This is a genomic window from Vibrio sp. 2-2(8) (assembly GCF_963888495.1).
Classification (GTDB): Bacteria; Pseudomonadota; Gammaproteobacteria; order Enterobacterales; family Vibrionaceae; genus Vibrio; species Vibrio anguillarum.
Window position 1 is genome coordinate 60,313 of sequence record NZ_CAWPJM010000051.1, and the last position, 24,584, is coordinate 84,896.

19 protein-coding genes are annotated in these 24,584 nt (G+C 44.8%); 3 read left to right on the plus strand and 16 right to left on the minus strand.

The features are described 5' to 3' along the window. Positions 1-15 precede the first annotated feature (15 nt). The 4 genes from AACV12_RS13100 to AACV12_RS13115 all read right to left on the minus strand — a co-directional run bounded on the left by AACV12_RS13100 (position 16) and on the right by AACV12_RS13115 (position 4,845). Complete coding sequence (locus tag AACV12_RS13100) at positions 16-873, minus strand: hypothetical protein (RefSeq protein WP_017045015.1); 858 nt, start codon at positions 871-873, stop codon at positions 16-18. Next, positions 873-1,736, minus strand: coding sequence for an ABC transporter ATP-binding protein (locus AACV12_RS13105; protein ID WP_017049278.1), 864 nt, complete (start codon positions 1,734-1,736; stop codon positions 873-875). The genes AACV12_RS13100 and AACV12_RS13105 overlap by 1 nt, the downstream gene beginning before the upstream one ends. Then, positions 1,733-2,104, minus strand: coding sequence for a GntR family transcriptional regulator (locus AACV12_RS13110; protein ID WP_026028428.1), 372 nt, complete (start codon positions 2,102-2,104; stop codon positions 1,733-1,735). Before AACV12_RS13110 ends, AACV12_RS13105 begins: the two co-directional genes overlap by 4 nt. A gap of 194 nt (positions 2,105-2,298) precedes the next feature. Next, entirely contained in the window at positions 2,299-4,845 is a 2,547-nt protein-coding gene (locus AACV12_RS13115; RefSeq protein ID WP_170900462.1) for a glycosyl hydrolase family 18 protein, read from the minus strand. A 474-nt stretch (positions 4,846-5,319) separates the two neighbouring features. On the opposite strand from AACV12_RS13115, the gene AACV12_RS13120 reads away from it, so the two are divergent. Next, the gene (locus tag AACV12_RS13120; RefSeq protein WP_170900579.1) at positions 5,320-5,943 is read left to right on the plus strand and encodes a DUF2057 family protein; all 624 of its coding nucleotides are present in this window, start codon (positions 5,320-5,322) and stop codon (positions 5,941-5,943) included. A 64-nt stretch (positions 5,944-6,007) separates the two neighbouring features. Here the strand turns inward: AACV12_RS13120 and AACV12_RS13125 are convergent, their stop codons facing one another. The 3 genes from AACV12_RS13125 to AACV12_RS13135 form a co-directional block, all read right to left on the minus strand. Next, the gene (locus AACV12_RS13125) at positions 6,008-7,393 is read right to left on the minus strand and encodes an SLC13 family permease (RefSeq protein WP_017043564.1); all 1,386 of its coding nucleotides are present in this window, start codon (positions 7,391-7,393) and stop codon (positions 6,008-6,010) included. A gap of 194 nt (positions 7,394-7,587) precedes the next feature. Continuing rightward, on the minus strand, positions 7,588-8,445 hold the full coding sequence (locus tag AACV12_RS13130; RefSeq protein WP_019283476.1) for an alpha/beta fold hydrolase: 858 nt from the start codon (positions 8,443-8,445) through the stop codon (positions 7,588-7,590). 147 nt (positions 8,446-8,592) lie between these two features. Then, positions 8,593-9,201, minus strand: coding sequence for a TetR/AcrR family transcriptional regulator (locus tag AACV12_RS13135; protein WP_170900463.1), 609 nt, complete (start codon positions 9,199-9,201; stop codon positions 8,593-8,595). A 126-nt stretch (positions 9,202-9,327) separates the two neighbouring features. Here AACV12_RS13135 and AACV12_RS13140 point away from each other — a divergent pair, with 126 nt between their 5' ends. Then, positions 9,328-10,284: an AEC family transporter gene (locus AACV12_RS13140; RefSeq protein ID WP_170900464.1), complete on the plus strand. Its 957-nt coding sequence runs from the start codon at positions 9,328-9,330 to the stop codon at positions 10,282-10,284. 59 nt (positions 10,285-10,343) lie between these two features. Here the strand turns inward: AACV12_RS13140 and AACV12_RS13145 are convergent, their stop codons facing one another. Continuing rightward, positions 10,344-11,093, minus strand: coding sequence for a substrate-binding periplasmic protein (locus AACV12_RS13145; protein WP_170900465.1), 750 nt, complete (start codon positions 11,091-11,093; stop codon positions 10,344-10,346). A gap of 175 nt (positions 11,094-11,268) precedes the next feature. Here AACV12_RS13145 and AACV12_RS13150 point away from each other — a divergent pair, with 175 nt between their 5' ends. Continuing rightward, a complete protein-coding gene (locus AACV12_RS13150; RefSeq protein WP_170900581.1) occupies positions 11,269-11,898 on the plus strand; it encodes an START domain-containing protein in 630 nt (209 codons plus the stop codon). Between the two features lie 5 nt (positions 11,899-11,903). On the opposite strand, the gene AACV12_RS13155 is transcribed toward AACV12_RS13150, so the two are convergent. The 8 genes from AACV12_RS13155 to tssA all read right to left on the minus strand — a co-directional run bounded on the left by AACV12_RS13155 (position 11,904) and on the right by tssA (position 24,579). Then, positions 11,904-12,299, minus strand: coding sequence for an MAPEG family protein (locus tag AACV12_RS13155; RefSeq protein ID WP_017049285.1), 396 nt, complete (start codon positions 12,297-12,299; stop codon positions 11,904-11,906). Positions 12,300-12,375: 76 nt separating this feature from the next. Next, positions 12,376-13,119 (minus strand): DUF2931 family protein, encoded by a 744-nt coding sequence (locus AACV12_RS13160; protein ID WP_170900466.1) that lies wholly within the window; start codon positions 13,117-13,119, stop codon positions 12,376-12,378. Between the two features lies 1 nt (position 13,120). Beyond that, positions 13,121-15,256, minus strand: coding sequence for a phospholipase effector Tle1 domain-containing protein (locus AACV12_RS13165; protein WP_170900467.1), 2,136 nt, complete (start codon positions 15,254-15,256; stop codon positions 13,121-13,123). After that, a complete protein-coding gene (locus tag AACV12_RS13170; RefSeq protein ID WP_374956458.1) occupies positions 15,253-16,074 on the minus strand; it encodes a DUF4123 domain-containing protein in 822 nt (273 codons plus the stop codon). The genes AACV12_RS13165 and AACV12_RS13170 overlap by 4 nt, the downstream gene beginning before the upstream one ends. After that, a complete protein-coding gene (locus tag AACV12_RS13175; protein ID WP_094167592.1) occupies positions 16,050-18,098 on the minus strand; it encodes a type VI secretion system Vgr family protein in 2,049 nt (682 codons plus the stop codon). The genes AACV12_RS13170 and AACV12_RS13175 overlap by 25 nt, the downstream gene beginning before the upstream one ends. Positions 18,099-18,265: 167 nt before the next feature. Further along, on the minus strand, positions 18,266-19,561 hold the full coding sequence (locus tag AACV12_RS13180) for a type VI secretion system ImpA family N-terminal domain-containing protein (RefSeq protein WP_094147755.1): 1,296 nt from the start codon (positions 19,559-19,561) through the stop codon (positions 18,266-18,268). A 57-nt stretch (positions 19,562-19,618) separates the two neighbouring features. Then, the gene (tssM, locus tag AACV12_RS13185) at positions 19,619-23,164 is read right to left on the minus strand and encodes a type VI secretion system membrane subunit TssM (RefSeq protein ID WP_013868305.1); all 3,546 of its coding nucleotides are present in this window, start codon (positions 23,162-23,164) and stop codon (positions 19,619-19,621) included. Positions 23,165-23,181: 17 nt separating this feature from the next. After that, positions 23,182-24,579, minus strand: a complete 1,398-nt coding sequence (tssA, locus tag AACV12_RS13190) for a type VI secretion system protein TssA (RefSeq protein ID WP_017046812.1) — start codon at positions 24,577-24,579, stop codon at positions 23,182-23,184. Positions 24,580-24,584 lie beyond the last annotated feature (5 nt).

Here is a 24,584-nt window from a genome sequence, read left to right on the forward strand (position 1 = left end):
CAATTAACCAGAAACTTATCGGGTCAACAGTGACTTCAATGAAAGTTCATCAGTACTATAGAGCTTGTGGCTAATCCAGTAACTGGCGATACCAATCATGATATACACAAATAAATTACCCCAACCAGCACCTTCAAAAGCCGTGAACATGTTTGAAGAAGTCATTAACTGCAACGGCAAGTTAAAAATCGCGTGGTAAAACTCCCCTACAATGTCAGAATTCAGCATAACAATCGAGATCCATTTAAGCGCGAAACCGCCCACGAACATCACAAGGATCGGCGAATTAAATATCTGTGAAATAACTAAAGTAAAGCAGGCTAATGGCAGCATCGTCACAGCAATCACCCACATGATACTGAGGTAATTCAACCAGTGTTGAACGGCATATCCTAGAGAACGTTGTTCAAATAGTAGGGCTAAACGGTTTTCTGTCGCTAAGTTAAGCCCCCACAGCAGAACGTCCGCACAAATGACTAACACGGAACAGACCACAGGGATTACAAATAAGCCAAACCCCAGTTTCACTATGTGGGTCATATTGTTCGTCACTGGCATGCTGCGCCAGAACATAGAGCTTCCCTCTTTACGCTCCTTGCGGAATGTTCTGGGGAAATAGAGTGAACTGAGCATTAGCGAAATAAAACCAACAAGCATGATGATAAAGGTGTTGAAATCATCCACAAATTCGATATGGACATCACTGATGTCGCCACCAAATTCCATCTCAAAAAACAGGTTGTGTTGCAGTGTATTGTTCATTAACAAACTGATGAACAATAGGGTTCCGCATACCAATAGAAACAAAGGAATACGCGTAACATTTTTGTTTTCAATCAGCTCTTTTTCAAGCATATAAATACTGGGGTGCATTATGCGTTCTCCTTCTGCAAGGCAAGAAATAGTTCAGCAAGTTTTACACTGTAAATAGAACCAAGCCCTTCAACGGCTTGACGGTGTTCTGAAGTCAACAACCACTTTGTTGTTCCCAAGCTTGGCTGAGATGCCAAAGGACGATAGGTTTGGATAACGTCTTGATGTGCGTTACTGGCCTCTAGAACAAAATACCCTTGTGTAATCGCCTCCATTGAGTCTTGCAGCACGACCTTACCTTGCTTCAAGATCAGCACATCCGTTAGCAAATGTTCAATTTCCGATACTTCATGACTAGCAATAATCAAGGCACGCTCACCATCATGAAACCATTCGAGTAAGTGACGATAGAAGGTATCACGGTAGATTAGGTCCAAACCAAGAGTTGGCTCATCCAAAATCAGCACTTTGGTATCGGTGGCAATCACAATGGCTAAATGCAGCTGTACTTTCATCCCTTTTGATAAGGTACGAATTTTACTTGATAAACGAATGTTGGTTTGTGTAAGGACTTGCGTGGCCTTGTCTAACGAGAAGCTGGGATGCACGCCTGACGTATAACGCAAAATTTGTTTAACCGTCATCCAATCTGGCAACACATTGACGTCTGAAATGTAGGAAAGATGCGCCATCACTTGCGCATGTTCCGTAATCGGATTTAAGCCCTGGATCAAAATGTCACCTTGATAATGGTGAGCACCGAGCAACGACTTAATTAAGGTCGACTTGCCCGCACCATTATGTCCGAGCAAACCGAGCACCTGTCCTGCGTAGAGCTTAAAGCTCACATTCTGCAGAGCTTCCGACTCGGCATGCTTTGCGTACTGTTTAGATACACCGTTGACTTCGACTAATGGATTCATTGGTCACCTTCAATATGCTGTTGTAGTTGGTTGATAAAATCCTCAAGCGGCATCGCCAATAGCTTGAGTGTTTGTGCAATTTCTGGGATCTGTTGCTCTAAAAAGTGCTGCTTTTGTTTCGCCTGTAATTGCGCTAGCGCTCCTTTCGCGACATACATACCTTGACCTCGTCTTTTTTCAACAATGCCTTCGTCAACAAGCAGTTGATAGCCTTTCATGACAGTTAAGTGATTGATTTTCATATCTGCCGAAACGGTTCTTACCGAAGGTAACGCACTATCTTCTAGCCAAATACCTTGTAGGATCTGCTCGGTAATTTTGTCGGCTAGCTGACGGAATATGGGTTGGTTATCTTGCCAATCTGTCACAATTTCATACCGATATAGTGTTATACACATATATAACACTAAAGCAAAAATATTGAATTGCAAGTGATGAATGAAAAAACATAGAAAAACGCACAAAAAAGCCTCGTGTTAGAACGAGGCTTGAAGTCATTGTTTGCGATAAAAAGTTTATTAAAACCCGTTAGCTTATTGAGGTAACTGGTTTATTAAAGCAATCAGCTTGTTGGGCAACTCGCAGGGCCAATCTCTTTCCATACTCCCCACACACCAGTAGTCGATGGGTTTTCGCCAGTTGTCCACCACTTGGCTTCCCATACTTTACCAGCCCAAGAAACTTGTTGACCGCCAGTATAAACCGCTGATTTATCCCACAAGTTACTGCAAGTGTCACCACCAGAATCTTTCTTCGCCACGATAACCGATGCACTTGCAGAGGCCGCCGCTTTACCATCACTGACAGTTACAGTGAAGCTTAGCGTGGTGTCTTGTGTATACTCAGGAGCAACAAACGAAACACTCGCACCTTGAATGGTTGCATTTAGGCCTGTAGGTACATCCCATACGAAAGTTAAGGTGTCTTGATCGACGTCACTTGAAGCGGAAGCGTCCACCACCACAACCTCACCAGCACTGGCATTGCTTGGCGCAGTAATCACCGCCACTGGTGGCGTGTTCACAGGCTCAGTTGCTTTAGGTTTGACCGTTACAGTCACAACATCAGAAGCCGTTGCGCCTTTGTTATCTGTGACCGTCAACTTGAACGTCAGCGTTTGTACTTGTGCCACTTCGGCCGCGTCAAAACTGGCTCGTGCAGAATTAGCGTTTACTAAGCTCACTGCTGTGCCCGCCGTTTGCTGCCACACGTAACTGACAATAGTGCCATCACTGTCTTTTGATGCACCGCCATCAAGAACAACACTCACCGGACCAACCACCGATTGATCAACACCTGCATTTGCAGTGGGCACGCGGTTCGCGGGGGGTGTAGTACCTCCTCCTGCTAAGCTTTCATGCATCGCATTTAGGATGTCACCATTATCAGCGTCAATCTCCCAAGAGAACAACCCGGCTAAACCAAGGTTTCGAGCATAGGCGCCTTTGGCTTTGATTGAACGGTTATCGTCAAAAGTAACCAGTTGGCCCGTTGTACGATTCCAAACCCAAGGTGCTTCAGCTTGTGCATCGTATCCATATTCAAAGCCATTAATACCGGTATTATTAGCCCCTAACATGAATGATTTGATGCCTTTATAGTCAATCACACCCGCTTCCCACACACCTTGCGCGGAAGTGCCTTTCAATTTTCCGTTACCTACCCCTGTCATCGGGTCGGTTGGATCACTTAATGAAGCCGGCATCACCCCTTCCCAGCCACGGCCATACATAGCCGCACCTAAGACTAACTTATTAGCAGGGACACCCTGTGCTAGCAGTAACTGGATACCGTTATCCGCCGTATAAGCTGGGCCTTTATAAGGTTCGCCATTTTCATCCACTCCTTTCCCATCACACTGACCTGGACGCATGAATGATCCGCAGTAAAGCGCGGTTTGGTGGCCTAATACGTTATTCCAACCGCCATAAAAGTCATAAGTCATGGCAAAGATGTAATCCATATATTGAATGGCTTCGCCATAATTAACATCTTCAATCTTGTCATGACCAACACCAATTGCTGACGTGAGCTCATAAGTACGACCAGTTTCCGATTGCAATTCATCAAGCATGGCACGCAGTTCACGCATTAACGCAATGTACGCAGGGCCATCATTGACTGGGTCACCGCGATCCGCTGCTTGACCACCTCCTCCAGGATATTCCCAGTCGATATCAACACCGTCGTAGAATTTCCAAGTGGTTAGGAATTTCTTCACTGAAGCAACAAAAGTATCGCGATTGGCCTTGTTGGTAAAATCAAAAAATGGGTCAGAGAGTGTCCAACCACCAATAGAAGGAAGGATCTTGAGGTCTGGATTACGCTGTTTGAGCGCCATCAACATGGCATAGTTGCCCTTGATCGGAGAGCTGTATTGGTGACCCGCTTGCGGGAAACTCTTTTGATAGGCCGCCCAAGGGTCATGGATCACCACTTCGTAATCATTCACCCCATTACATGCGGTCATCAACGCGTTGTAGCTGTTTCCACCAACGGATTTCAATGATTCGTTAGGGCCACAAATTGGAATGAAGCCGTATAGAATATGCGTCAGATTATCAGCCGGGATGTTATCTACCGTATATTTCCGGTCATAGATGCCCCACTCAACAAAGTAGGTTCCAACCACCGTATCTTTATCGGTCGTGTAAGTCTTGTTATTGGGATCAATATTCATCACCAAAGGTTTGAGATGTGAGCCATCGGTATCGGCAATTGTTATCTCAACGGGTGCACTTTTGCTGCAACCTGTCGCGTCGCAAGCTTCGATTGTCATTTGGTAAACACCACCTTGTGCATAACTGAAGTTTGCGGTGGTTTGGCTGCCAGTGATTGGGCCTGTCGCGACCTGTGCGCCATCAAAATAGATTTTATACGTGTTGCCCGTTGTACCACTCCATTGGTTAAACTTAACGGCAATCGGCGCTTGGTCATAATATTTGACCATTTGGTTATAACCAGCCGTGCTTTCCATGGCTAATTCAACTTTAGAAAACTGTAGATTATTCGACCCATAGACATCGACGCTAGGGGTTGCTGGTGCTGCCATTGCCGTGCCCGAAAGAGCCATTGCAACACTTGCGGCGCACAAAGTAATACGATTCATACCTATATCTCTCATTTCTGAATGTTTCACTTACATTTAAGCAAGCTGCTCTTCTGATAAGGCATTGAAGAACATCCATTTCAGTATTTACAAGACTTATTTTTTTTAGCAAAAAAATAAAAACGCTTTTCGAGTCATCGTTAAAATTTTGTTATGGGGATTCACCGTGTTACATCTTAAAAGCAATTCTGAGTCAGGAATTCAGAATTTTGACAAAGCAAAGCAGGTAAGTTTAATTTTTTACGCTAATTAAGGCCTTTGAAGAAGACTAAATGGCATAATTTAAAATTAAGAGAATGACATTATCACGTGACTAACGATCTGATAATATTGACGAATGCATGACGCATGCCTCGCACTAAAGATGTTACATTTCAATGAAAATTAGTCACTTATGCCGTTGAGAACTTGCTTTTACAACCAACTATCGGCAACCTCTACTCTATTGCTTGCAAGGATAAAATAATGAACCTAATTAAACCGGCTTTATGTACATTAACCATGATCTTTAGTGCCTCTGTATTGGCTAATATCACTCTTGAAATTCCAGACACCATTAACTTATTAGCGGTGAATGGTCAGAAGCCTGAAACTTCTGGCAGCCTATTTTCCTCAGCGAAAAGCCTTGAGCTGGCCGATGGTGAACAACAAATCGTCTTCAAATACGCGCCTTATTTTACGCAAGGGAATGACCGCGTGATTATCGAAAGCGATGCAGTCATTGCCACATTCACCGCAAAGGATGCAAAACTGAATTTTGCCATGCCTGAATACCGTGATGCACATCGAGCAGAGAAAGAGATTAAAACAATGCAATGGTCACTGATTGACCAAGCAGGCCAAACACTAGAGATAAAGCAAGATCGCCTTCTTAAAGAAGGGTATCAAGTAGGCCGTGACTATATCCGTGAAGCAAATGACTATAATCGCGCAGGGGGTGTTGCAGCTATTGGAATGACGGATGTTGCTATGCTGCAAAATGAACTAGCTCAGTCAGGAAATGTACAAAACGCCGCCGAAGAAATGCTGCATTTTTGGTACAACAAGGCTGATGAGAAAACGAAAGCACGCTTTAAAGAATTCGTTAACCAACAGTAATAACATCTCAATATGAGCTCTCTGAATTGAGAGCTCATTAGTATTGAAGTAGTTTGAGCTTAGCTTACCAGAACAGCATCGCAATCATGGTCAGCAAGCCAATACAAGCAATATTTAACATCATACCCACTCGCATCATCTCACTTTGCTTAATGTGTCCAGAGGCAAACACTATCGCATTGGGTGGCGTCGCAACGGGCAACATAAATGCACAAGAAGCCGCAATAGCAATCAATACAGATAGAATCACGGGTGAGATACCAAAGGCTTCAGCAACACTGGCAAACACCGGAATAAGCAGCGCTGCACTGGCTGTATTACTCGCGAATTCCGTTAGGAACACCACGAAAACAGCAATCACGAATACAATAAAGAACAGACCTAAATGAGAGATCAGGGCACTTAGTTCATTGGCTAGGAAAACGCTGGTTCCCGTTTGCTTAAGTACGTTGCTCAAGCAAATACCGCCACCAAACAGCAGTAATACGCCCCAATCTGCCGTTTTTTCTACATCTTTCCAGTGCACCACTCGGGCAAAATTGACCAAAACAATCGCACCCAGCGCAACCAGAGTATCAAAGCTCGCAAAACCACCCAGCATGGCATTGACTGGTTTGCTAAATATCCAACAAAAAACCGTTAATGCGAAAATACCAAGCGTGACGACTTTACCTTTATCCCAAGTAACAGGTTCATAATTGAGCTCGAACTCTCCATTAAGATCCGGTTTTAATGCGAAATATAAAATAGTAATCGCAATGGGCAGCATAATCGCCGCCGTTGGAGCACCAAATTTCATCCAATCTGTAAATGAAAGACCAACCTCAGCCGCGGCAATCGCGTTAGGAGGGCTTCCTACGATGGTTGCGATACCACCAATGCTGGCGCTGTAAGCAATACCTAACAGCACAAAAACATAGGTCGAATGACCACGGTCTTTATCCACTTTGCTGAGCACTCCAAGCACAAGCGGTAGCATCATCGCAGCGGTGGCGGTGTTACTGATCCACATTGAAAGCGCGGCAGTCACACCAAACAACATGAATACCGCAACGCTCATTTTCCCGCGCGCCATGATAAGAACTTTATCGGCAATAACTTTGTCCAGACCCTGCCGATGCATAGCAGCAGCCAATGCGAATCCACCTAAAAATAGGAAGATAATCGAGTTAGCAAAGTTATTGAGCGCCGTTTGGGTGTTAAAAACACCAAAAACGATGGCCATGATAGGCACAAGAATGGCCGTGACTGTGACGTGTAAAGCTTCCGTTAACCACAGCACAGCAATAAATGCCAGCATACTAATGCCCAAAGCGACATTAGAATCAACAGGTAAGGCATTGTACAGGACAAAAAACAGGACAATATCGGCTAGGATGATAAGGCTGTTACGGTTAAAAAACCATTCTCGGGTGTTGGAGGGTAAAGGGACACTATCATTTCTATTCATTATTATTTTCCTTATGAGGGCCTACTGGCAACAATATGATCACACATATTCAAACAAGGAGATAATAATTATTGCGAAATTGTTAACCTTATCAAGACTATGGTTAACAATTTAACACTTTGAAATAAATGGAAAACTATTGGTTAAATTACACCCATCCAATTACGGCTTCAAATTAACTTAAAACGAACACCTTAGCATGGTATTCCTGCCAACAAATCAAATCCGGACTTAACTTGTTCACCTTTCATCACACGTCCATGTCCTTGGTTTTGGGTGGTAATAAGTGACACTTTCTCGATTTCTTCTGCCGCTCGCTTTGAAACAGAATATTTGGTGAACTTGTCATTCTCATCGTGAACAATGACGCTGCGAGATTGACGCTGAGCAAGCTTATGGTAAGGATCGATAGATTGAATGGGATAACGATATTGATCGGCAACTTCCGCAACAACGGCCTCAAATAAGCGCATCGAATAGCCAGACCTTGCCACACTGCTGAATAAGTTATCCAAATAATCCAGCACGGGCGCAACCAATAGCATGGGACAATGCTCAATTTTATGATGTCGGCACTCTAATGCGGCGGCCGTCCCCATACTGTGTCCAACGATACCAGCAACATTGTCAATACTATCGAGTATCGCTTCCAACCCTCCAACAAACGCAGGAATGTGCCCATACACGCCCTCGCTTTGGCCATGTGCTGGGTGATCATAAGCTAATGCCGTATAACCACGTGCCGCAATATGCTCCATCAGTGGATAAAACTGACTTGCCGTGCCAGACCAACCATGAGTCAATAACCAAATGGGACCACTTCCGAGTTGATAAGTCGTCAGAGCCCCTTCAACGCACATTACACGGCCAGTTTTCAGGCCAATTGGCGGCTGGTTTTGAGGCTTACTTCTTGCCGGAGTCAACAATACATTTCGTGCAACTTTTTTGGCATGTGACGGTGCGAGCGTGTGATGAAGACGAGTGCTCATATTAACCAATGTACGTTTCACACTGAATGTGTTTGAGGTGCTGAAATAGATTTTTTCACTCACTGAGTTGCCCTTCCTCTCGATAAAATAGAACGTTCGTACTATTTCTAATTAAAAATTTTTATTTTGTTAAGCAATTGATTTTGTTAAATAAAAGTGCATCTGCGCTGTTGCAGGCTCGTTCTTCTCGCTGTGAAAAGCGAGAATTAGCTAACATTGCTGCTTCACTATATTTCGCCATCGAGACATTAAATCGCCCACGCCTTTCCAAAAATGTTGATAACTTTCCATTTGGCCGTAGATCGAGTAGAACAAATGAGCACTTAAATAGAGTCCATACAACTCATAAGCAGCCTGCTTTACATCCAATTTCGGATGAAACTGTGCGCTATCAACCCCTTTTTGAATTTGAATTTGCAAGTAATGAATCCAAGTCGCGATGGTTTTTTTAAGTAATTTTTGAATTGCACAATCACAAGTTGCGGCATCTTTCCACGCATCTAAAAACATACAACTGCCTTGGAATGAATGATTCCAACCTAACCAGTGCTCTAACAGCACTCGCAATTTAGCTTCGATATTCTCGTCGCCAATCAGGCGAGCCGGTGTAATAACACGCTCAGTAAACACAGAATGGGCATGCTCTAATACTGCAATTTGCAAATTTTCTTTAGCATTAAAATGCGCAAACAAACCACTTTTTGATAAACCGCACTGTTTTGCCAACTCACCGATAGTGAGACTTTCCAAACCGTTTTCACTGGCTAATTCGAACGCTTTGTTCAGTACATTTTCTCTTGTAATTCTACCTTTGCTCATATTATGCCGACTCTCACTTCATACCATGCTATTTTTAGCACGTTCGTTCTTTTTTGCAAATTTGATTTTGCAAAATGAGGAACTGTGGAAGAATAGCAACGCTATGAGCAACTTCAATGGATTGATATGACAACGATTATCGAACAACTTTTGTTTTCGGCCTCAATTACAGGGCCTATCTGTTTGATGTTAGTACTGGGCGTTGTACTAAAGCGAACGGGGGTTATCAACGATAATTTCATCGATGTCGCGTCACGAATCGTATTCCAAGTCACCTTACCAGCCATGCTATTTCTTAGCATAGTCAAATCACAGCACGATTTTTCTTCCAGTGCAGCACTGATTGGCTATGGACTACTCGCTAATTTCCTATTTTTTCTTTTCACGACTTTTTTCACCAAAAAAGCGTTCCCACAACATCTGGATCACGGCGTGATCATCCAAGGCGGGTTTCGTGCGAATACCGCTATTATCGCTTTGGCTTATGTCGCAAATACTTATGGCGAACCTGGGCTAGCATTAGCGGCGATGTACGTTGCCGCAACCACTATCCTTTATAATATTCAAGCGGTGATAACACTCACGCCAAAAGGGGAAAGTTCAGGGCTCAAAGCCGCAGGAGTAATTGCCAAAACACTCACCAAAAACCCACTGATTATTGGTATTCTGCTCGGTGTTTTATGCTATTCCTTATCCCTTCCAATCCCGAAAATGGTTACTGATGCTGGCCAATATTTTGCCAATATGACACTACCATTAGCACTACTGTGTACTGGCGGCTCACTCAATATAGGTTCACTCAGAGGCGACAAAGCACCGGCTTGGTTTGCCACTGCCCATAAGCTGATTCTCGCCCCGATATTGATCACATCGGGTGCGTTACTTTTTGGCTTTCGCGGGTTAGATCTCGGGCTAGTCTTTTTGATGAGTGCATCCCCTACCGCTGCGGCCAGTTATGTTATGGCTAGAGCTATGGGAGGAAATGCAACCTTAGCGGCCAACATCATTGCATTGACGACCGTATTTTCACTGTTTACTTGTACACTAGGCATCTTCCTGCTCGCGTCTCTGAACTTAATTTAACCGCCTTTTAATTCACTGCGGAAAAGTAAGTAAGGAAGGGCCATTCAAAAAAGAGCGAATCATTCCATCATGGAGACATCACTTTCTTTCAGTCCATGATTAAATAGCGTCAACAGTTGCTCACTTCGTTCACCCATTTTAGGGAACAATAGATAGTTATTATTGATGAGAAAAGGTTTGGGATGGTGCGTGATCATTTCTCGCCATTGCGGTAAGTATTTATCCAGAGTGTAATAACCGATATGAATTTCTTCTGGCATGAGATCAATCCTCTTTTTCACCAGCCGTTCGAAGTTCTGTTTTGGATCATTGACTCGAGACATTTTTATTTGCTGCGTCTCTAACAATCTGTCTAACTCGGCACCATAGCTGTAAGCAATGCCACCTCCTAAATGTAACCCCTTAAGATCATAGAGGCTTTCCCAGTGAAAGTCGGTTTCTTTATGGTGAAAAAACACGAAGCGTTCATCGCTCACCGCTTCGCTATAATAAAAATCTACCGTCCGCTCTTGGTTAAACATCCAAATAGCAGTTGCATCATAACGTCCAGCTTTGGCTTCGGCGTATGCTCTCGCCCATGGGAAAAAATGAAACTCAACTTCGTAGCCAGCATCCTTAAATACTTTACGGATAATCTCAGCAACAAAACCATTATTTTCAAGGTGTTGACCAATAAACGGCGGCCATTCACCCGCACTAATACGAATGATATGACTATTGTGTATTGAGGATGGCGCTGCCCATGCGGGGATAAAAATCCATGATAGGATGAGACAGAACCAAACCTCATACCATCTTAAAGATTTCATTGCCGTACCTGAACATTGAGCAAACTTTTAAGAAACATAACAAAAACTAATAAAACAAAACGTATACATAATATATTTATGTTTTTATGCTAGTGCAGTTCTTAAACCCACTTTTTGTAACCAACACGACAAAAATAAGGCCACGTGCTACAACATCAATGAGGAAAGAACCATGATGAAATGGATAGTCGGTTTAAGCCTACTATTTAGCAATGTTGCTAGTTTGGCAGCGACTTCGGTCGATTGGTTACAGGTAAAATCAGAAGACGGCATTACGATCTACTCGCGCCACCATAGCGATGGCTTAGTCCAAATACGGGCGCAAATGTTCTTACCCACCAGCTATTTAGCTTTTATGCGGCTATTAGATGACAGTGAACATGTACCAAACTGGATAGATAACGTGAGTAACAGCCGTGTGCTGCAAAAAATTTCAGATACCGAGAATATTGTTTACACCCAATTCTCAGCGCCATGGCCAGCTAAAAACAGAGATATGGTGACTTATTCAAAATTTGAGATGCTACCTAATGGCTTAAGTCTAGACATAGTGGATGCCCTAAATTACTTGCCTGAACAACCGGGATACATCCGTATCACTCAAGTCAACGCACATTGGACGCTGCAAAAACTGACTAATGGTATGACTCACATCGATTATATTGCCTTCGCTAATCCAGGAGGTGCACTACCTAACTGGTTAGTGAACAAACTGTCCACTGACAGTGCCTTTACCACATTTAAAGGCTTGCGCCGAGAATTGGCCACCTATCAAGATAAACTTCACCCTGCCGTGAATGAATAGCATTCTTAACCCAATACTTGGCCAAAAGGCAGGTAAACAATATTCAGCACGATCAAGATAACCAGCGCACTGAACGTTAGCTTCATACCACGAATCCGCCCTTTCAGTTGGTCACTTAAAATCGCTCTGGCATGTAAAATTCGGCCAACGATAAACGTAATGCCTACCCCGTGGATCCACCATACGCTAGCACCATTAAACTCCAATAACCCCATTAGGATTAAAGTAATAGGAATGTATTCTGCGGCATTTCCTTGCGCGCTGCGAGCTAATTGCAGTGCTGGTACTCCACCATCGGCATATCTCACTTGGTTAGCCCGACGCTGTTTAATAACGTTAATCGCTAGCCACAAAAATAATGCTGAAAGTATCGATGCATATAGAGCAGTAACCATGGTCATTCCTTTTCAAGTCAGCAGTGTCTCTATAGTAGTGCATCAAACACGTTCAGGTCACCACTCTGATTCAAAGCAATCTCTAGTGCTGGAGTGGCTTAATCTCCTGCGCCGAGTACACCTTATTTACTTTATCCCAAGGAATCGGGTCAATTAATACACCTGCATCTTTTGCGCGTTGGTGAATACGCTCTAATGAAGAACCAGGCTGCTTATACTTCTCTGCCCCAAAACCATGGCTATCACGATCCATGACCTTATCTGGTGCTAATTCAGTTAAATAGATAATTTCACCACAACCTCTTAACCAAACTTTGGCTTGCCCATTGGGCAGTAAACCAAACACGAATTCGGTTCGATAACAAACATTACCCAACGAACCATCTCGATTTTGGTAAAGACTTTTTTGCGCCATCAAACTTTTCACGTCTTCAGATACAGTATATTTGGTGACATAAAACTGGGTGTTAATAAGTGAAACCCAATACAAATAAAGAGTATCGGGTGGCAGCTTAATTCGCATGACCTGATCACCTCGTCGATTCATCGCAAAGGGATGTATTGGTAATCCAAAACCATCATAGCTAGGAAGCTCTTTTTTGATATTCTCAAATGCACTGATCCTCATAAACTGAGAAAAAGTATGTAAAGGGGATGTCCAATCTTGCGTATCGTTCACCCCATAGGCTTGAGTCACTCTGACAGGGTAAAAAGAGGGCATTGAAATGCTAACGCTCCATGCCGTTTCCGGTATCGACCCAGCATACGATGAGCAAGCATTCAACAATGCCGTGATTAGCAAAACAGATATACTTTTCAAATACATTCTACTTTCCTTTTTCGCATGGGTAGCTGGCGCGCTTATAGCAACCTTTGCTTTCATCCCAAAGCGGTTTAAGTGCAAAACTATCATCTGACGAGTGGTGAAATACGTTTAACTCCATCAACTCTTGTTTACGTTTTTCATCAAACTCACTCTCTAGCTTGGCATATTGCCCTTGCTTTGCCATATCAAGAATCTGTCGACTGAATTGTTCTAGGCTAAATGAGAAACGTTCAGCAGGCTGGAATGGAAAATCTTTAACTATATATAAATCTTCTTCAGTATCTTCCCATAACCATCCATCCGCATCAGTTACTGGCACTCCATGAAACTCGGCTAGACCATACATCAATCTGAGGTATAAACGGGAGAGTTCACCTTCCACTTTGCGCTGTATATAAAGGCGACCGACCACTCTTCCGCCCTCTTTTTTACCATGATTAATACACTCAATTTCTGGCTCTACATAGTCACTCTCCTGCCAACCAGTGGCTAAATCACGCTGTTTATACTCAGCCAGCTTTCTTCTCACGTATTGCTCGGCGCGATCCTTATCCCAGCGGTCAGAGAAAGAGCGGCTCGCACGCTTCACCAATTTTTTTTCTAAGATCGGCAAGAGATAATCACTCTTGTTGTAGCTCAGGCGTGAATGGTAACCACCACCAATATCGGAATGGGCTCCAGGAAGGACAAATTCATGAAAATGCGCCACCGAATCAACAGAGTTAAGATGGTTGAGGCTAAAGTTATAGCGGCACTCAATGGTAGGATCGGCGGTTAAGTGAACAGCACGCCGAACGCGCTGAGGATCAATCCATAACCTCACATCACCATTGTCATGATGAGTTGAAAAATCAAAAGAGAGTAGGTCAACCACAGAAGCGACGGTATCAAACAGGCCTGCAAAAGTAATCTCACAGCTGGCTTTAGCCTCATCTGCTTCATCCCAATCAAACCCGTAAGCTAAGGGAATGCCGCTCTTTTGGCACGCCTTGCTAAACGTTTGAGCAAACTCGCTCTGCTCGCCATCCAACACCACATTAATAAAATGTCTTGCAGCAGCAGCTCCACGGCTAAAGCCGAACACATCAAACTGCAACTTATTAAAACCGTCAACGATATTCGACTGTGCGTTAGCAAAGGTAGACTTCAGTTCCATAATTGACGTTGAAAGCTGATCTACAGAAGTACTAACTTTAGCTGTCACACCATATTTACCTATCCCTGCCCCCTGCCCAAAAATTTCCGATTCATCAGCCGGAGTAATATTTGTACTATTCCCCGTACCAATTCCGGTCATATATTCAGAAAGAAAATAGGTTTCTTTATCGTTCGAGAATTCTTTATTTATATAGCGTTCAAACAACTTCTGTACATTGGTTAACTCATTAGTGGCGCTGCCTGCCACTGTCTCTACTTCGCCTTCATCATTTTTAAATAAAGAGATAAAAAAATTGTCTTTTTTAGGATAATCAAAACACTCGCTCGATAAGTGAGTGGCTGGAATATCGTTTTTAAGCCGCCCTGTTTTTCTGGAAATAATGTCGCAATCAACGTTGTATTTCATTTTCCATGTTTGATAGTAATTCTCTAACTGAGTTTTACCCCATTGTGCACTGTAAGTATTATTGGCCGTACCATCAAAAAACATACCTACACGTAAGGTAATAAAGTTAAATCCTCTCACTTTAAGAACATAACTTTTATCTGTCAGTAAGTTGCAAGCATCCGCTTGACCTTTTTGGTGCCTCGCTGGTAGAGCTTGTTCTGGCGTCAATTCGGTTAGATCGCCAGTGGTTACGTTTAGAAAAACGGCACTATTTCCTAAATGGTCTTGGTATTGCTTGGCAAAATCTAAAGTGGGGTCGGCTTCATTATTGGGTGTTCTCAGCTTACCCTGAGACTCTCTTAACCATTGTTCAGCATCGAGAGTGAGCGTCACCGGGCCGGGGGCAAGCGTTTTAAGCAAGATAGGCGCTTCACCTAATACGACGGGAAATTCATGCTTTGCTGAGTCAGTGATAGTACCAGTGATGCCTTCAAATGGCTTATTGAACTCATCACGGATGATAATTTCAATCCAATGCGTTCGATTTTCACACGGCGCACAAAAAGGGCTAACTCCTGTTGTACTTCTCATTGCCAGCTCTCCTTAATGGCTTTTAACTCTTTCAGTTCATCCGATGTTAAATGTAAAGGATGGGATAAATCATCAAGCGCGGTATCGGTTGCAGTGACGAGCGCAACTAACGCATGCTGCTCTGCGACCTCGTAGCTATTTTGCTTTTCTAATGCTGATTGCAAGGCTGATAGTATCGTCTGCTGCGGTGATTCTAGGCGTTGTAAAAGATGCGGCAATAGCTCCCACCAACGTCTTTCTAAGGAATTGGCATGAACATTTATGTTGTACAAAGGCGCTAAGTGGTGAGGTAACATCTTCCACCAAGTCCCGTGGCGAAGCACAAACTCACTGCATGAGGTATTACTGAAGGTAATGAGAGCGTCTTCTTCATGGTGATCAATCGCCACCAATTGGTTGATGTTGCCTAAAAAGTGATTCACCTCATTTTCATCCATCGCTCGTAGTATGGGAATAATCACATCACGATCATAAAAGCGAAACATCACTTCTTCGCCATCTAATGCGGCAATTAATAAGCTCCGCAGATGACCCAAAACTTCTTGTGTGCTTACCTGGCTTGACAACACTAGTCCCTGAGCAAGGAGCGATTCTGGCAACTCCAAGACAATATCAGTGACAGGAATTAGCCACGGTGATAGCGGCATAACTGAGTCAAACATGGAGCCATAAAATAAAGGCACGGCTTCCTCAAATCCAAAACCACCATTTTGCGCTAAAGCAAGCTTGTGAAGTTTATGATCAACCAACCAATATTGATGCTCTGACTGTGCTTCAAACCACGATTTCAACATTAGGCATCCCCGGCTAATGGGCATACTTTTACGGCTGGCACTCGTGCTTCTTCAGCTTGCAATAGCGCTTGGTAAAGAATGGTTTGAGGTGGCGCGGGGGATTTTTGCAGTTCAAGCTCACCAGGTAATAACGGTAAATCACCACTAAAACCACTGCCACTGCCCGCACTTCCGCCTGAGTTTAAATTAACGCCCGCCCCAGAAAGATGGACACCAGCAGGATCGACTTTGACAAAACTGCCGCCGGCTGTCACGGTAATTTCTGACCCTGCTTCGATCACCACTTTTTGTCCAGCTTTGATGTGGATTTCATCTCCACTTTCATTAGTCCAAACTTGCCCTGATTTTACGTGCAAGGAACCATCGACCATTAATATACAGCTACCCTTAACCGATTCGCGGCTTTCGCCCTCCACTGTGAGGTGGTGGTTATGTTTAACGTGCGTAAATTGGTCGTTATCCACCGTGAGGTGCTGGTCGTGCTTGATGTGCGCCGTGGCATCATTGAGCACCAAGGCGTCTAAGTCTTTTTGCGCGTGTAGGTAGATTTTCTCTTGCGCCGCTTGGTCTTCAAAGCTCAGCTCGTTAAACCCTTCTCCTTGGTGCGTTTCACTGCGCAGCACGGTTTTAGTTTTGTTATCCGGCAGTGTGTACGGCGCTTTGTTGGTGGCATGGTAGGTACGGCCTGTCACTATCGGTTGGTCTGGGTCGCCGTTGAGAAACGAGACGATGACTTCATGGCCAATGCGCGGAATGGCTATCATGCCATATTGGCTGCCAGCCCAACCTTGTGAGACGCGCACCCAGCATGAGCTGTGTTCATCGCCGTTGGAATATCTGTCCCACGGGAAATGCAGTTTGACGCGGCCATGTTCGTCGCAGAAGATTTCTTCGCCATCAGGCCCCACCACCAATGCCATGCAAGGGCCATCCACTTGAGGTTTGGCTTGCGGTGTCGCACGCCACGTGACATCAGCAGGAATGAGCGTGAATTGGTTGCTGTACGTGGTCGCGCCACTGCCGCCCTCTTCTTCCAATGCTTGTGGCTGACGCCCTTGGTGGTGCACTTGCACTACAACCCAGTCGCGGTTCGCGCTGTCGTCAAGGTGCTCTTGTAAGTCAAACTTTGTGCCCGCTTGCAGGCCCGGATGGTTACTTTTTCCGGTCGCGGTACGCGCTTCTCGTCGTAAGTACTCTAAGCGAATTTGATTAAAGGCTTTGCCGCTGACGTCGTCTTTAAAGCGACCCGGTGCATCAAAGTGTTCGTAGGTCGCTTGCTGGTAATCCATCTCGCGCCCTTGCGCTTGCTGAGCAAACGAGTAGCTCGGCTTTTTAAAGCTGTAATCTTGCAGCGCGCTGTGGCTCACTTCGGTTTGGCTGTGTTGCGTTAATTGCGACACATAGGGGCTTTCCATCACGCCACCTGCGAGGGCGTTGTAAGGGATAGGCGTTTCTCGCTTCGTCAGGCTTTGGCTGTCGTCACTGAAAAAGAGGGTGTGCTTCCCCTCTTCATGGATGAAGTGATACACCAAGCCTTCTTCGGCGGCTAAGCGGTGCAAGAAGTCGATATCCGTCTCACGGTACTGCACGCAGAATTCACGCTGAGCACACTCACGTTTCAGCGAGAAGGCGTAGTCGTTAATGCCCATTTCTTGCAGTACGATGGAGAGGATTTCAGGAACGGTTTTGAGCTGGAAGATGCGGCTGTTTTGGCGCAGTGATAGCCGCTCTAATGCTGGGACTAAGGTCAGTGAGTAAAAGGTGTGATGATGGCCAATATCGCCTTTACTGAACTGACGCACAATGCCGTGCACACGCTGCACGACAAGGCCATCACGCAGCATCTCAAGCTGAGCGGTTTTGTCCACCAGCTCCAGCGCCGTTAAGCCAGATTGGCGACTGGCCAGTTTTATCTCATAGCGAAAACCGTAGCAATGCAGGCCCGCTTGCGCGCTATCAGACAGCGATTCCACGCCTTGGTATTCACGCACCACCAACGTGTCGTCTGCCAAACCCTCCACGGTGAGCCTAAAACTTAACCTTGCCATCTTTTTCCCTTCCACTCTTTTATCGCAAAATGACACTAGTACAGCAAGTGCAGTGCCAGATATTTTTCTTTGATATTCATGAGCTTATAAACAGCTCGATTGACAAAGGCAACAAACTGCCTGATATGAGCAAAAAGTTGCCCTTCAATAACCAATTGTTGCTCAGCTTATTGAGTCTGAGCTTCCTGATTATGTGTCACAGTCAAATGCTCAAACTGCTTGTCGAGCTCGGCCATTTTCCAGCTCAAATTATTAAGCCGCTGCTTCAGAATCATAAACTCCTGTTCAGCCTGTACAACATCACCTTTTTTGAGCAACTCTTCGACATATGCAGCTCTCCCATAAATAGGTGACAGACTAATAGCGAACTCCTCCAGCGATTTGGTTTGTCTTTGCAGTTCGGTTAATTTTCCTTTTTGCGCGAGCAGCGCGATGTTGGCCATCTTGGTTCGCGTTTCACTAAAACGCTCCATAAAGCGCTCAGTTTGTTGCAGAGCTTCACGCTTAGCATCGGCAAACGCTTGATCAACCTCCAGCACCGATTCGGTTTGGGGATAAAGTTGCAATAACGCATCCAACACTTGCTGGGCTTCAACACGAGCCGATTCAAAAGAGCGCGCCATTTTTTGCTCAATCGCCTCTCGGTACAATGGCACAATCTCATTTGACAACTGTTCAAGCTTGGCTGGCGAGTTGGCCTGTTGAAACGCATTGACCTGCTCTGGCGTATGTAAAGCAGGTAACCTTAGGTTGGTTGCATAAGATATTGAGTTGAAAAACGGCAAATAAGTGACGGCCCCATACACCATCACAACACCAAGAACACCGGATATAAAAGCGGCCACATGCGTAACACGTGAGCGCTTTTGACTACGCACCAGCTCAACCTGTTCCGTTTGGGTATGGCGCTTTAGCAGCGAATGATATTGCGTTTCTAAACGATCAATATGTTCAAAAATAGCAAAACCTACTCCTTCGAAATCAACCAAATAGTCCGGCTGTTGCAGCTCTAAAATGGCATGCATACGCTCACAAAAGCGCTCACAACGGTATAAATCACGCAGTGCTTCATGATTCGGACGCAGATCTTTTAACTCTCGCACTACACGAGCATTAACCCAATCGAGCACTTCCTTGCGCATTTTCGCCGATTTTACGTCCGGTTTTGGCAAATTACTTAAGCAGCAGCACAACAGTTCAACACCATTGGCGTATCCCGCTAAGCCCTGCATTTTTAAACAGGCTACGGTGTAATAACCGCACAGCAAAAGGTCAATCCCCGGGCCTTTTGCTAATGTTTCACAAGCAACTTTCACCACAGCCCAGTCTGGACCACCTGATAATGGGTTGTTACGACGATTGATCTCATCTCTCACCTTTTGGTAGGCATCAATGTGACGAACAGCGGCAGCATCATCTATCAAATGAAAACGAGCGTGGTCGATAAATACAATATTGGACATGACTACAGCGTCCTAAGTGAGTTGAGGAACGATGACCAATCGCTCCTCACTATTATTTTAGTAAAGGGTTTTCGAGAGTTTGAATGACTTAAATAACCGCTCGGTGAATGGGTTAATATCTGCCTCTGAATTGAGTCGATAAATCATCTCACCACCGTCAACTGCAAACTTAAAGTCAACCGACGTGGAACTAGCACCCACCACATCACCTTGTTCAAGCAAGCGGAAAAATGCCCACGGACCTTGGATATTAATACTTCGTGGCGACATATTATTTTTAGTCGGCACTAACGTTACTTTAGAGATCGCAGAATCACGCAGCGTATTTGGCCAAATCAACTCGACACTGTCTCTTGGGCCGTGACTATAAGCGAGATATTGACCATCAACATTCAGCACACTGCGGCGTTTGTTGTTGCTCAAGCGTAACGGTTCAACCGAGAAACTAACGTCTAAGACCCCTTTGCGGTTAAAGAAAGCTTGCTGAATTTTCTTCGCCTGCTTGAGCTGTTCTAGAACGTCTTTGCGAATAATCGACTGCGCGTTATCGTCATCATTGACCGCAATATTTTCTTCCACAAACATTCTTAGCTGGTTGTTGTAGAAGTTGTCTAATGTGCCATTGGGCGCAAAAAACGCTTCAAAGTCAGAAAGAGAACTGTCTTTGTTGGATGACTCATTAAATGGATAGCGACCAGCTAATTTCTCTTCAAAGGTTTTGTAAACATCATCATGCCAACGAACTTCAAGGTGCTTAATCGCTTCTTGTTTGACAACATACCAACTCTCATCCGCCAGTTTAGACACCATAGTATCGAGCGGTTTAGGCAAACCTGATGCAATACGTTTCACCGTGTAAATTGGATCAGCGTTCACTAATTTTACGCGTGCTTTAGTGGCATCAAGCGCAGCCATACCAACATCTGGCGCTTCTTGAATAGATTTGAGGTAATTTTGTAACTCTTCCACCGCCACTAACACTTCATTGATGTACGCTGGCTTATCACCAACCGGCTTGAGCATAGCGTTTAGTTCAGCAAAGGGCGCATCAATCTGCGAAGCAACTTTGTATTTTGGATTTTTTAACAGCTCTTTTTGCGCGGCTTCATCTTTAGGCACACTGGCATACATTTGAGTATTGCTTTCTAAAGTGCGAAGCAAACGCTGCATCGGTTCAATGTTGCCGGTAAAGTTTTCTAATACTGACACCGCGTCATTGATGTCGCTAAAATACTTAACGCTGATTTCATTAAGAGCCGCACGCCAGGTATTGGTGTAGTCCGCCACATACAAGCTGCGGATTTTGTTACGAAGGTCATGCTTATCCGCTTCGCTAAATTGAGCCGATTTGGATTGCCCTAGTACCCAACTGTCGATCAAGGCCAGCTCAGAAACGGATTCTGATTGCGGCATGAAGTAATCTTCAAACCCTTTTTTGGTAAGCATTTGCGGAATATACAGCGAGCTGCTGTTGACCACTCGCTCTTCAAAAACCACATCAAAGACGGGGCCAATCAAGTTGCGTAAATTGATCGAGGGGCCAAGAACCGTTTGTGCATTCAACTTCAAATTACGGTAAACACGTTGATCGTTAGGCATAGAACCAAGATCAGACTGCACTTTCGCCACCACCTGATCATAAGGCTTCATCACCGACTCTGCATTGCGATCACCGCGCGCGCGATCACCCGCTAAATCCGTGTGTAACATGGCGTAGTCTAAATGCCCCAGTAGTTCTTCTTGGATCACGCGTTGCCCAGCGAACTCTTGCTGCCAGTATTTGGAGAAATAATCGAGTACATAATCCTTATAGCGGCCACTTTTATCTACCATCATGCGATAAACACGCAGCACGGCCAGTTTCTCTTCATCTGTTTTGGCTTGGTTAAGCTGCACAACGACATCAGCCATTAGCAGAGGTAAAAATCGGTTTTCCAATAAATTCAAATAAGTAGCTTCAACCATTGGACCAATCGTGTGGCCTTGGTACAAACCAAAATCGGAAATGTACTGTGGTTTATCACGGAAGAAGCCAAACTCTAACGTCGCTTCACGAATTTTATTGAGCGGCACGAGAACATCTTGCTGAGAGGCTAAATAAAGATTAGAGGGGAACTCGTTTTTGTACTCGTTTACTTTCGCTAACACCGCATCAGAGTGCTTCACGTTACTAAGGTAATAACGATGCCAAGTGCCGACTAATAACACAGTTGCAATAGAGCCGGCCACTACTGACAAACCAATCAAGCGCCGTTTTTGCTTCGCAACACGAAAATTATCCGAGGCAAGCCCAGCTTCAGGATAGATGATGTTATTAAACAGTTTTTGTGTGAAATAAACCGTTGAGTTTTTGGCTTGCTGCGCTTTGTTGATCGCATGATCTAGCCCGTAACGACGTGAAGCGGCATCATCAAATGCGTTTGTGGGTACGCCTTGTTGATACACAGAAGTGAAATACGCACCACGCACCAAAGCCGACGTAGAGAACTGATCACTGGCCAATGCATCGTTGAAAAATTGTAATAAGATCTCTTTTAAACCAGAAATTTGACGCGTGAAGCTATAAATAGCATTGCGCTCTTCGAGATCCATAGGTACAGAAACCGCATGCGGCAGTACATCATTAATGCGCTCAACAAACTGACTGTAGTCTTTTGAAAACTCGTTGAGCCAGTTATCCAAGTCATCAATAGAGTCGAGCGAAAAGGTAAAGCCCAGCACATCTTCACGCTGACTGCGCGAGTAATGTTTAAAGAAAGGTTCAAAACCGTGTAATAAATCCAATTTCGTCAATGCAATATAGACAGGTAAACGCGTGGATAACGTCTCCATCAGTTCACGTAAGCGAGCACGTAATAAATTGGCGTAAGCTTTACGCTCGGTTGCAGTTGCGGTTGCTAAGTGAGAAACGTCTAACGCTAAAACGATACCGTTGAGTGGACGACGGCTACGCGTTCTCTCCAACCAATTAACAAAATGAAGCCACAAACGGCGTTCCATCGCACCATCGTTATCATTACTATGGTTACCTTGTGTCAGTAGCTCTCCATCTGGATCGATCAATACCGATTCATCGCCAATCCACCAATCAAACGAATACGGGTTTTCACTTTTTTGACCCGAGGCTCGCATTACCGAAGAAAAAACAAAGTTTTGCCCAGAGCGGTTGATGAGGCTGGTTTTACCGGCATTTTCCAAACCGAGCACTAAATACCATGGCAACGCATAAAGATAATTACGTTTATTGAGGTTCTCTTTCATGCTGACCATCACTTGGTTCAGCTCAACCTCTTGGCGCTCTTCATAGGCTTTAATTGGATCTTGGCGAAGCTGATCTTCACGCTTTTGCTCGGCTTTAAAACCTTGCAATTTTCGCCACTGCCAAACACCCCAAACGGCCAATGCACCTAAAGTGAACAAGCTACTTGCCACTGCGCGAGCGGTTATCGATTCAAGTGGCTTATTACCCGCGATCTCTAGCCAAGGGCCTGCCCACCAAATCGCAACATTCAATAGAATGAATGTGCTAAATAGCAAAATAGGCATCGCCGCGGCAATGCCCGGTGTTAACTTTCTTGCGATCCCAACAATAAATTTCCACATGGGTTTGTGTCCTTCGTTTACTCTGACGTTGTGTATTGTTCTAATTGCTCAACTAATGAGGGTTCCCAATCGGTAACGCTCATGGTGCTAACCTGAGCATGTAACGTTTGGTACTGTTCTTTCGCCATCGCATCTAAATTATTGCTATTTAACAAATCAGCCGATAATAACCGCCAATAGAATTTATCCCTTGGCTCACTGGCGCTGACCAGACCATCGTTGAGCATAGAGAGCGCCACCGCAATGCCTCCCTCTTTCGCTAAGCTAAACGCCTCTTTGCGTTTGTCTTGCCAATCACCTGCTACTTGGCCTTGGGCGCTACTTTGCTGCTGGCTGAGTAGCCACTCTTTTACGCTCGCATTGACAAAAGGCTCGCCTCCTTTGAATTTCAACTCGAGCAGCGCAGGTAGACGTGCCACAAACTGCTGGCTTTCACTCAAAATGGCTTCACTCCACGCCTTTTGGCCTAAGCTTTGCGCGATTTGATAGCTCATCATCTGCCCTTCAAACCAGTAAGGTGCCATGGTCAAACTCTGCTCTACCTTGCGCCATAAGGCTAAATCTGGGCTACGCATTTGGTCGTGATACTCTTTGATTCGTTCTTGCGCCATCGCCCGTAACAGTGTTTCACCGCTGACGTCGTGCTCAGGTAATGAGGTAATACTTGACCACACGGCAAAACGCCTGACTCGTATTGCCAAGGCAATGCCGAACTCTTGTTCAGACAAAAACTCAGCTACCTTTAGTAAGGTCTGCTTAGTGGCTTTGTCACTTGAACTGTCGACGGAGATGGCGCTCTGGGTGGTGGTTTTACGTTCAACCGCCGGAGTCTCTTGCACATGTTGAGTGGCTTGCTCACGTTCTGTTGCACGGCGCAGCTGGGCTTGAACTTTAGCCACTAGACTTTCAACGCTTTCAGACATCAGTCCGGCTTGAGTAGTCGCTTGCTGTAGCGCGTCGATCGCGGTGTTTAACTCATCACGATCTGGTCCATCAAATTGTGCGAAATCTAACTTGTCGATGACTAAGGCTAACCGCTGCACAATCTGGCTGAAGAATTTGCGACGTGGCAAACTGCCTCTTTTGCCTGGCGCAGGGAAGCAATCTTCCCAGTAAAGGGACATGAAATCGCTCAGCAGCTGCAGCGACGTGGTGAAACGTAGCGGTGTGACTTGGTTATGCAAACACTGCAACAAGTAGATCAATAATTTGAGATCTTTACTTTTTTCGCTGAGCAGTTTGAGCGTACTGTGTTCGACTTCATCCCATTGCACACTAGCGTGGGAGAGTGACCCCACTTTCATCATTTGATCTTCAACAAAATCAAACAGTGGATCATCAATCAGGCGCTCACCCACAGGGTTATCGGCTTGAATAGGCTGAGTAATACAGCGGCGATAATCGGTTAACTCCATTGGAA

Bases quoted from the DNA above. Each gene is read 5' to 3' on its own strand.
- AACV12_RS13100 (WP_017045015.1), bottom strand. From the start codon at position 873: ATGCACCCCAGTATTTATATGCTTGAAAAAGAGCTGATTGAAAACAAA.
- AACV12_RS13105 (WP_017049278.1), bottom strand. From the start codon at position 1,736: ATGAATCCATTAGTCGAAGTCAACGGTGTATCTAAACAGTACGCAAAG.
- AACV12_RS13115 (WP_170900462.1), bottom strand. From the start codon at position 4,845: ATGAATCGTATTACTTTGTGCGCCGCAAGTGTTGCAATGGCTCTTTCG.
- AACV12_RS13125 (WP_017043564.1), bottom strand. From the start codon at position 7,393: ATGAATAGAAATGATAGTGTCCCTTTACCCTCCAACACCCGAGAATGG.
- AACV12_RS13135 (WP_170900463.1), bottom strand. From the start codon at position 9,201: ATGAGCAAAGGTAGAATTACAAGAGAAAATGTACTGAACAAAGCGTTC.
- AACV12_RS13140 (WP_170900464.1), top strand. From the start codon at position 9,328: ATGACAACGATTATCGAACAACTTTTGTTTTCGGCCTCAATTACAGGG.
- AACV12_RS13145 (WP_170900465.1), bottom strand. From the start codon at position 11,093: ATGAAATCTTTAAGATGGTATGAGGTTTGGTTCTGTCTCATCCTATCA.
- AACV12_RS13150 (WP_170900581.1), top strand. From the start codon at position 11,269: ATGAAATGGATAGTCGGTTTAAGCCTACTATTTAGCAATGTTGCTAGT.
- AACV12_RS13155 (WP_017049285.1), bottom strand. From the start codon at position 12,299: ATGACCATGGTTACTGCTCTATATGCATCGATACTTTCAGCATTATTT.
- AACV12_RS13160 (WP_170900466.1), bottom strand. From the start codon at position 13,119: ATGTATTTGAAAAGTATATCTGTTTTGCTAATCACGGCATTGTTGAAT.
- AACV12_RS13165 (WP_170900467.1), bottom strand. From the start codon at position 15,256: ATGAGAAGTACAACAGGAGTTAGCCCTTTTTGTGCGCCGTGTGAAAAT.
- AACV12_RS13170 (WP_374956458.1), bottom strand. From the start codon at position 16,074: ATGCCCATTAGCCGGGGATGCCTAATGTTGAAATCGTGGTTTGAAGCA.
- AACV12_RS13175 (WP_094167592.1), bottom strand. From the start codon at position 18,098: ATGGCAAGGTTAAGTTTTAGGCTCACCGTGGAGGGTTTGGCAGACGAC.
- AACV12_RS13180 (WP_094147755.1), bottom strand. From the start codon at position 19,561: ATGTCCAATATTGTATTTATCGACCACGCTCGTTTTCATTTGATAGAT.
- tssM (WP_013868305.1), bottom strand. From the start codon at position 23,164: ATGTGGAAATTTATTGTTGGGATCGCAAGAAAGTTAACACCGGGCATT.
- tssA (WP_017046812.1), bottom strand. From the start codon at position 24,579: ATGGAGTTAACCGATTATCGCCGCTGTATTACTCAGCCTATTCAAGCC.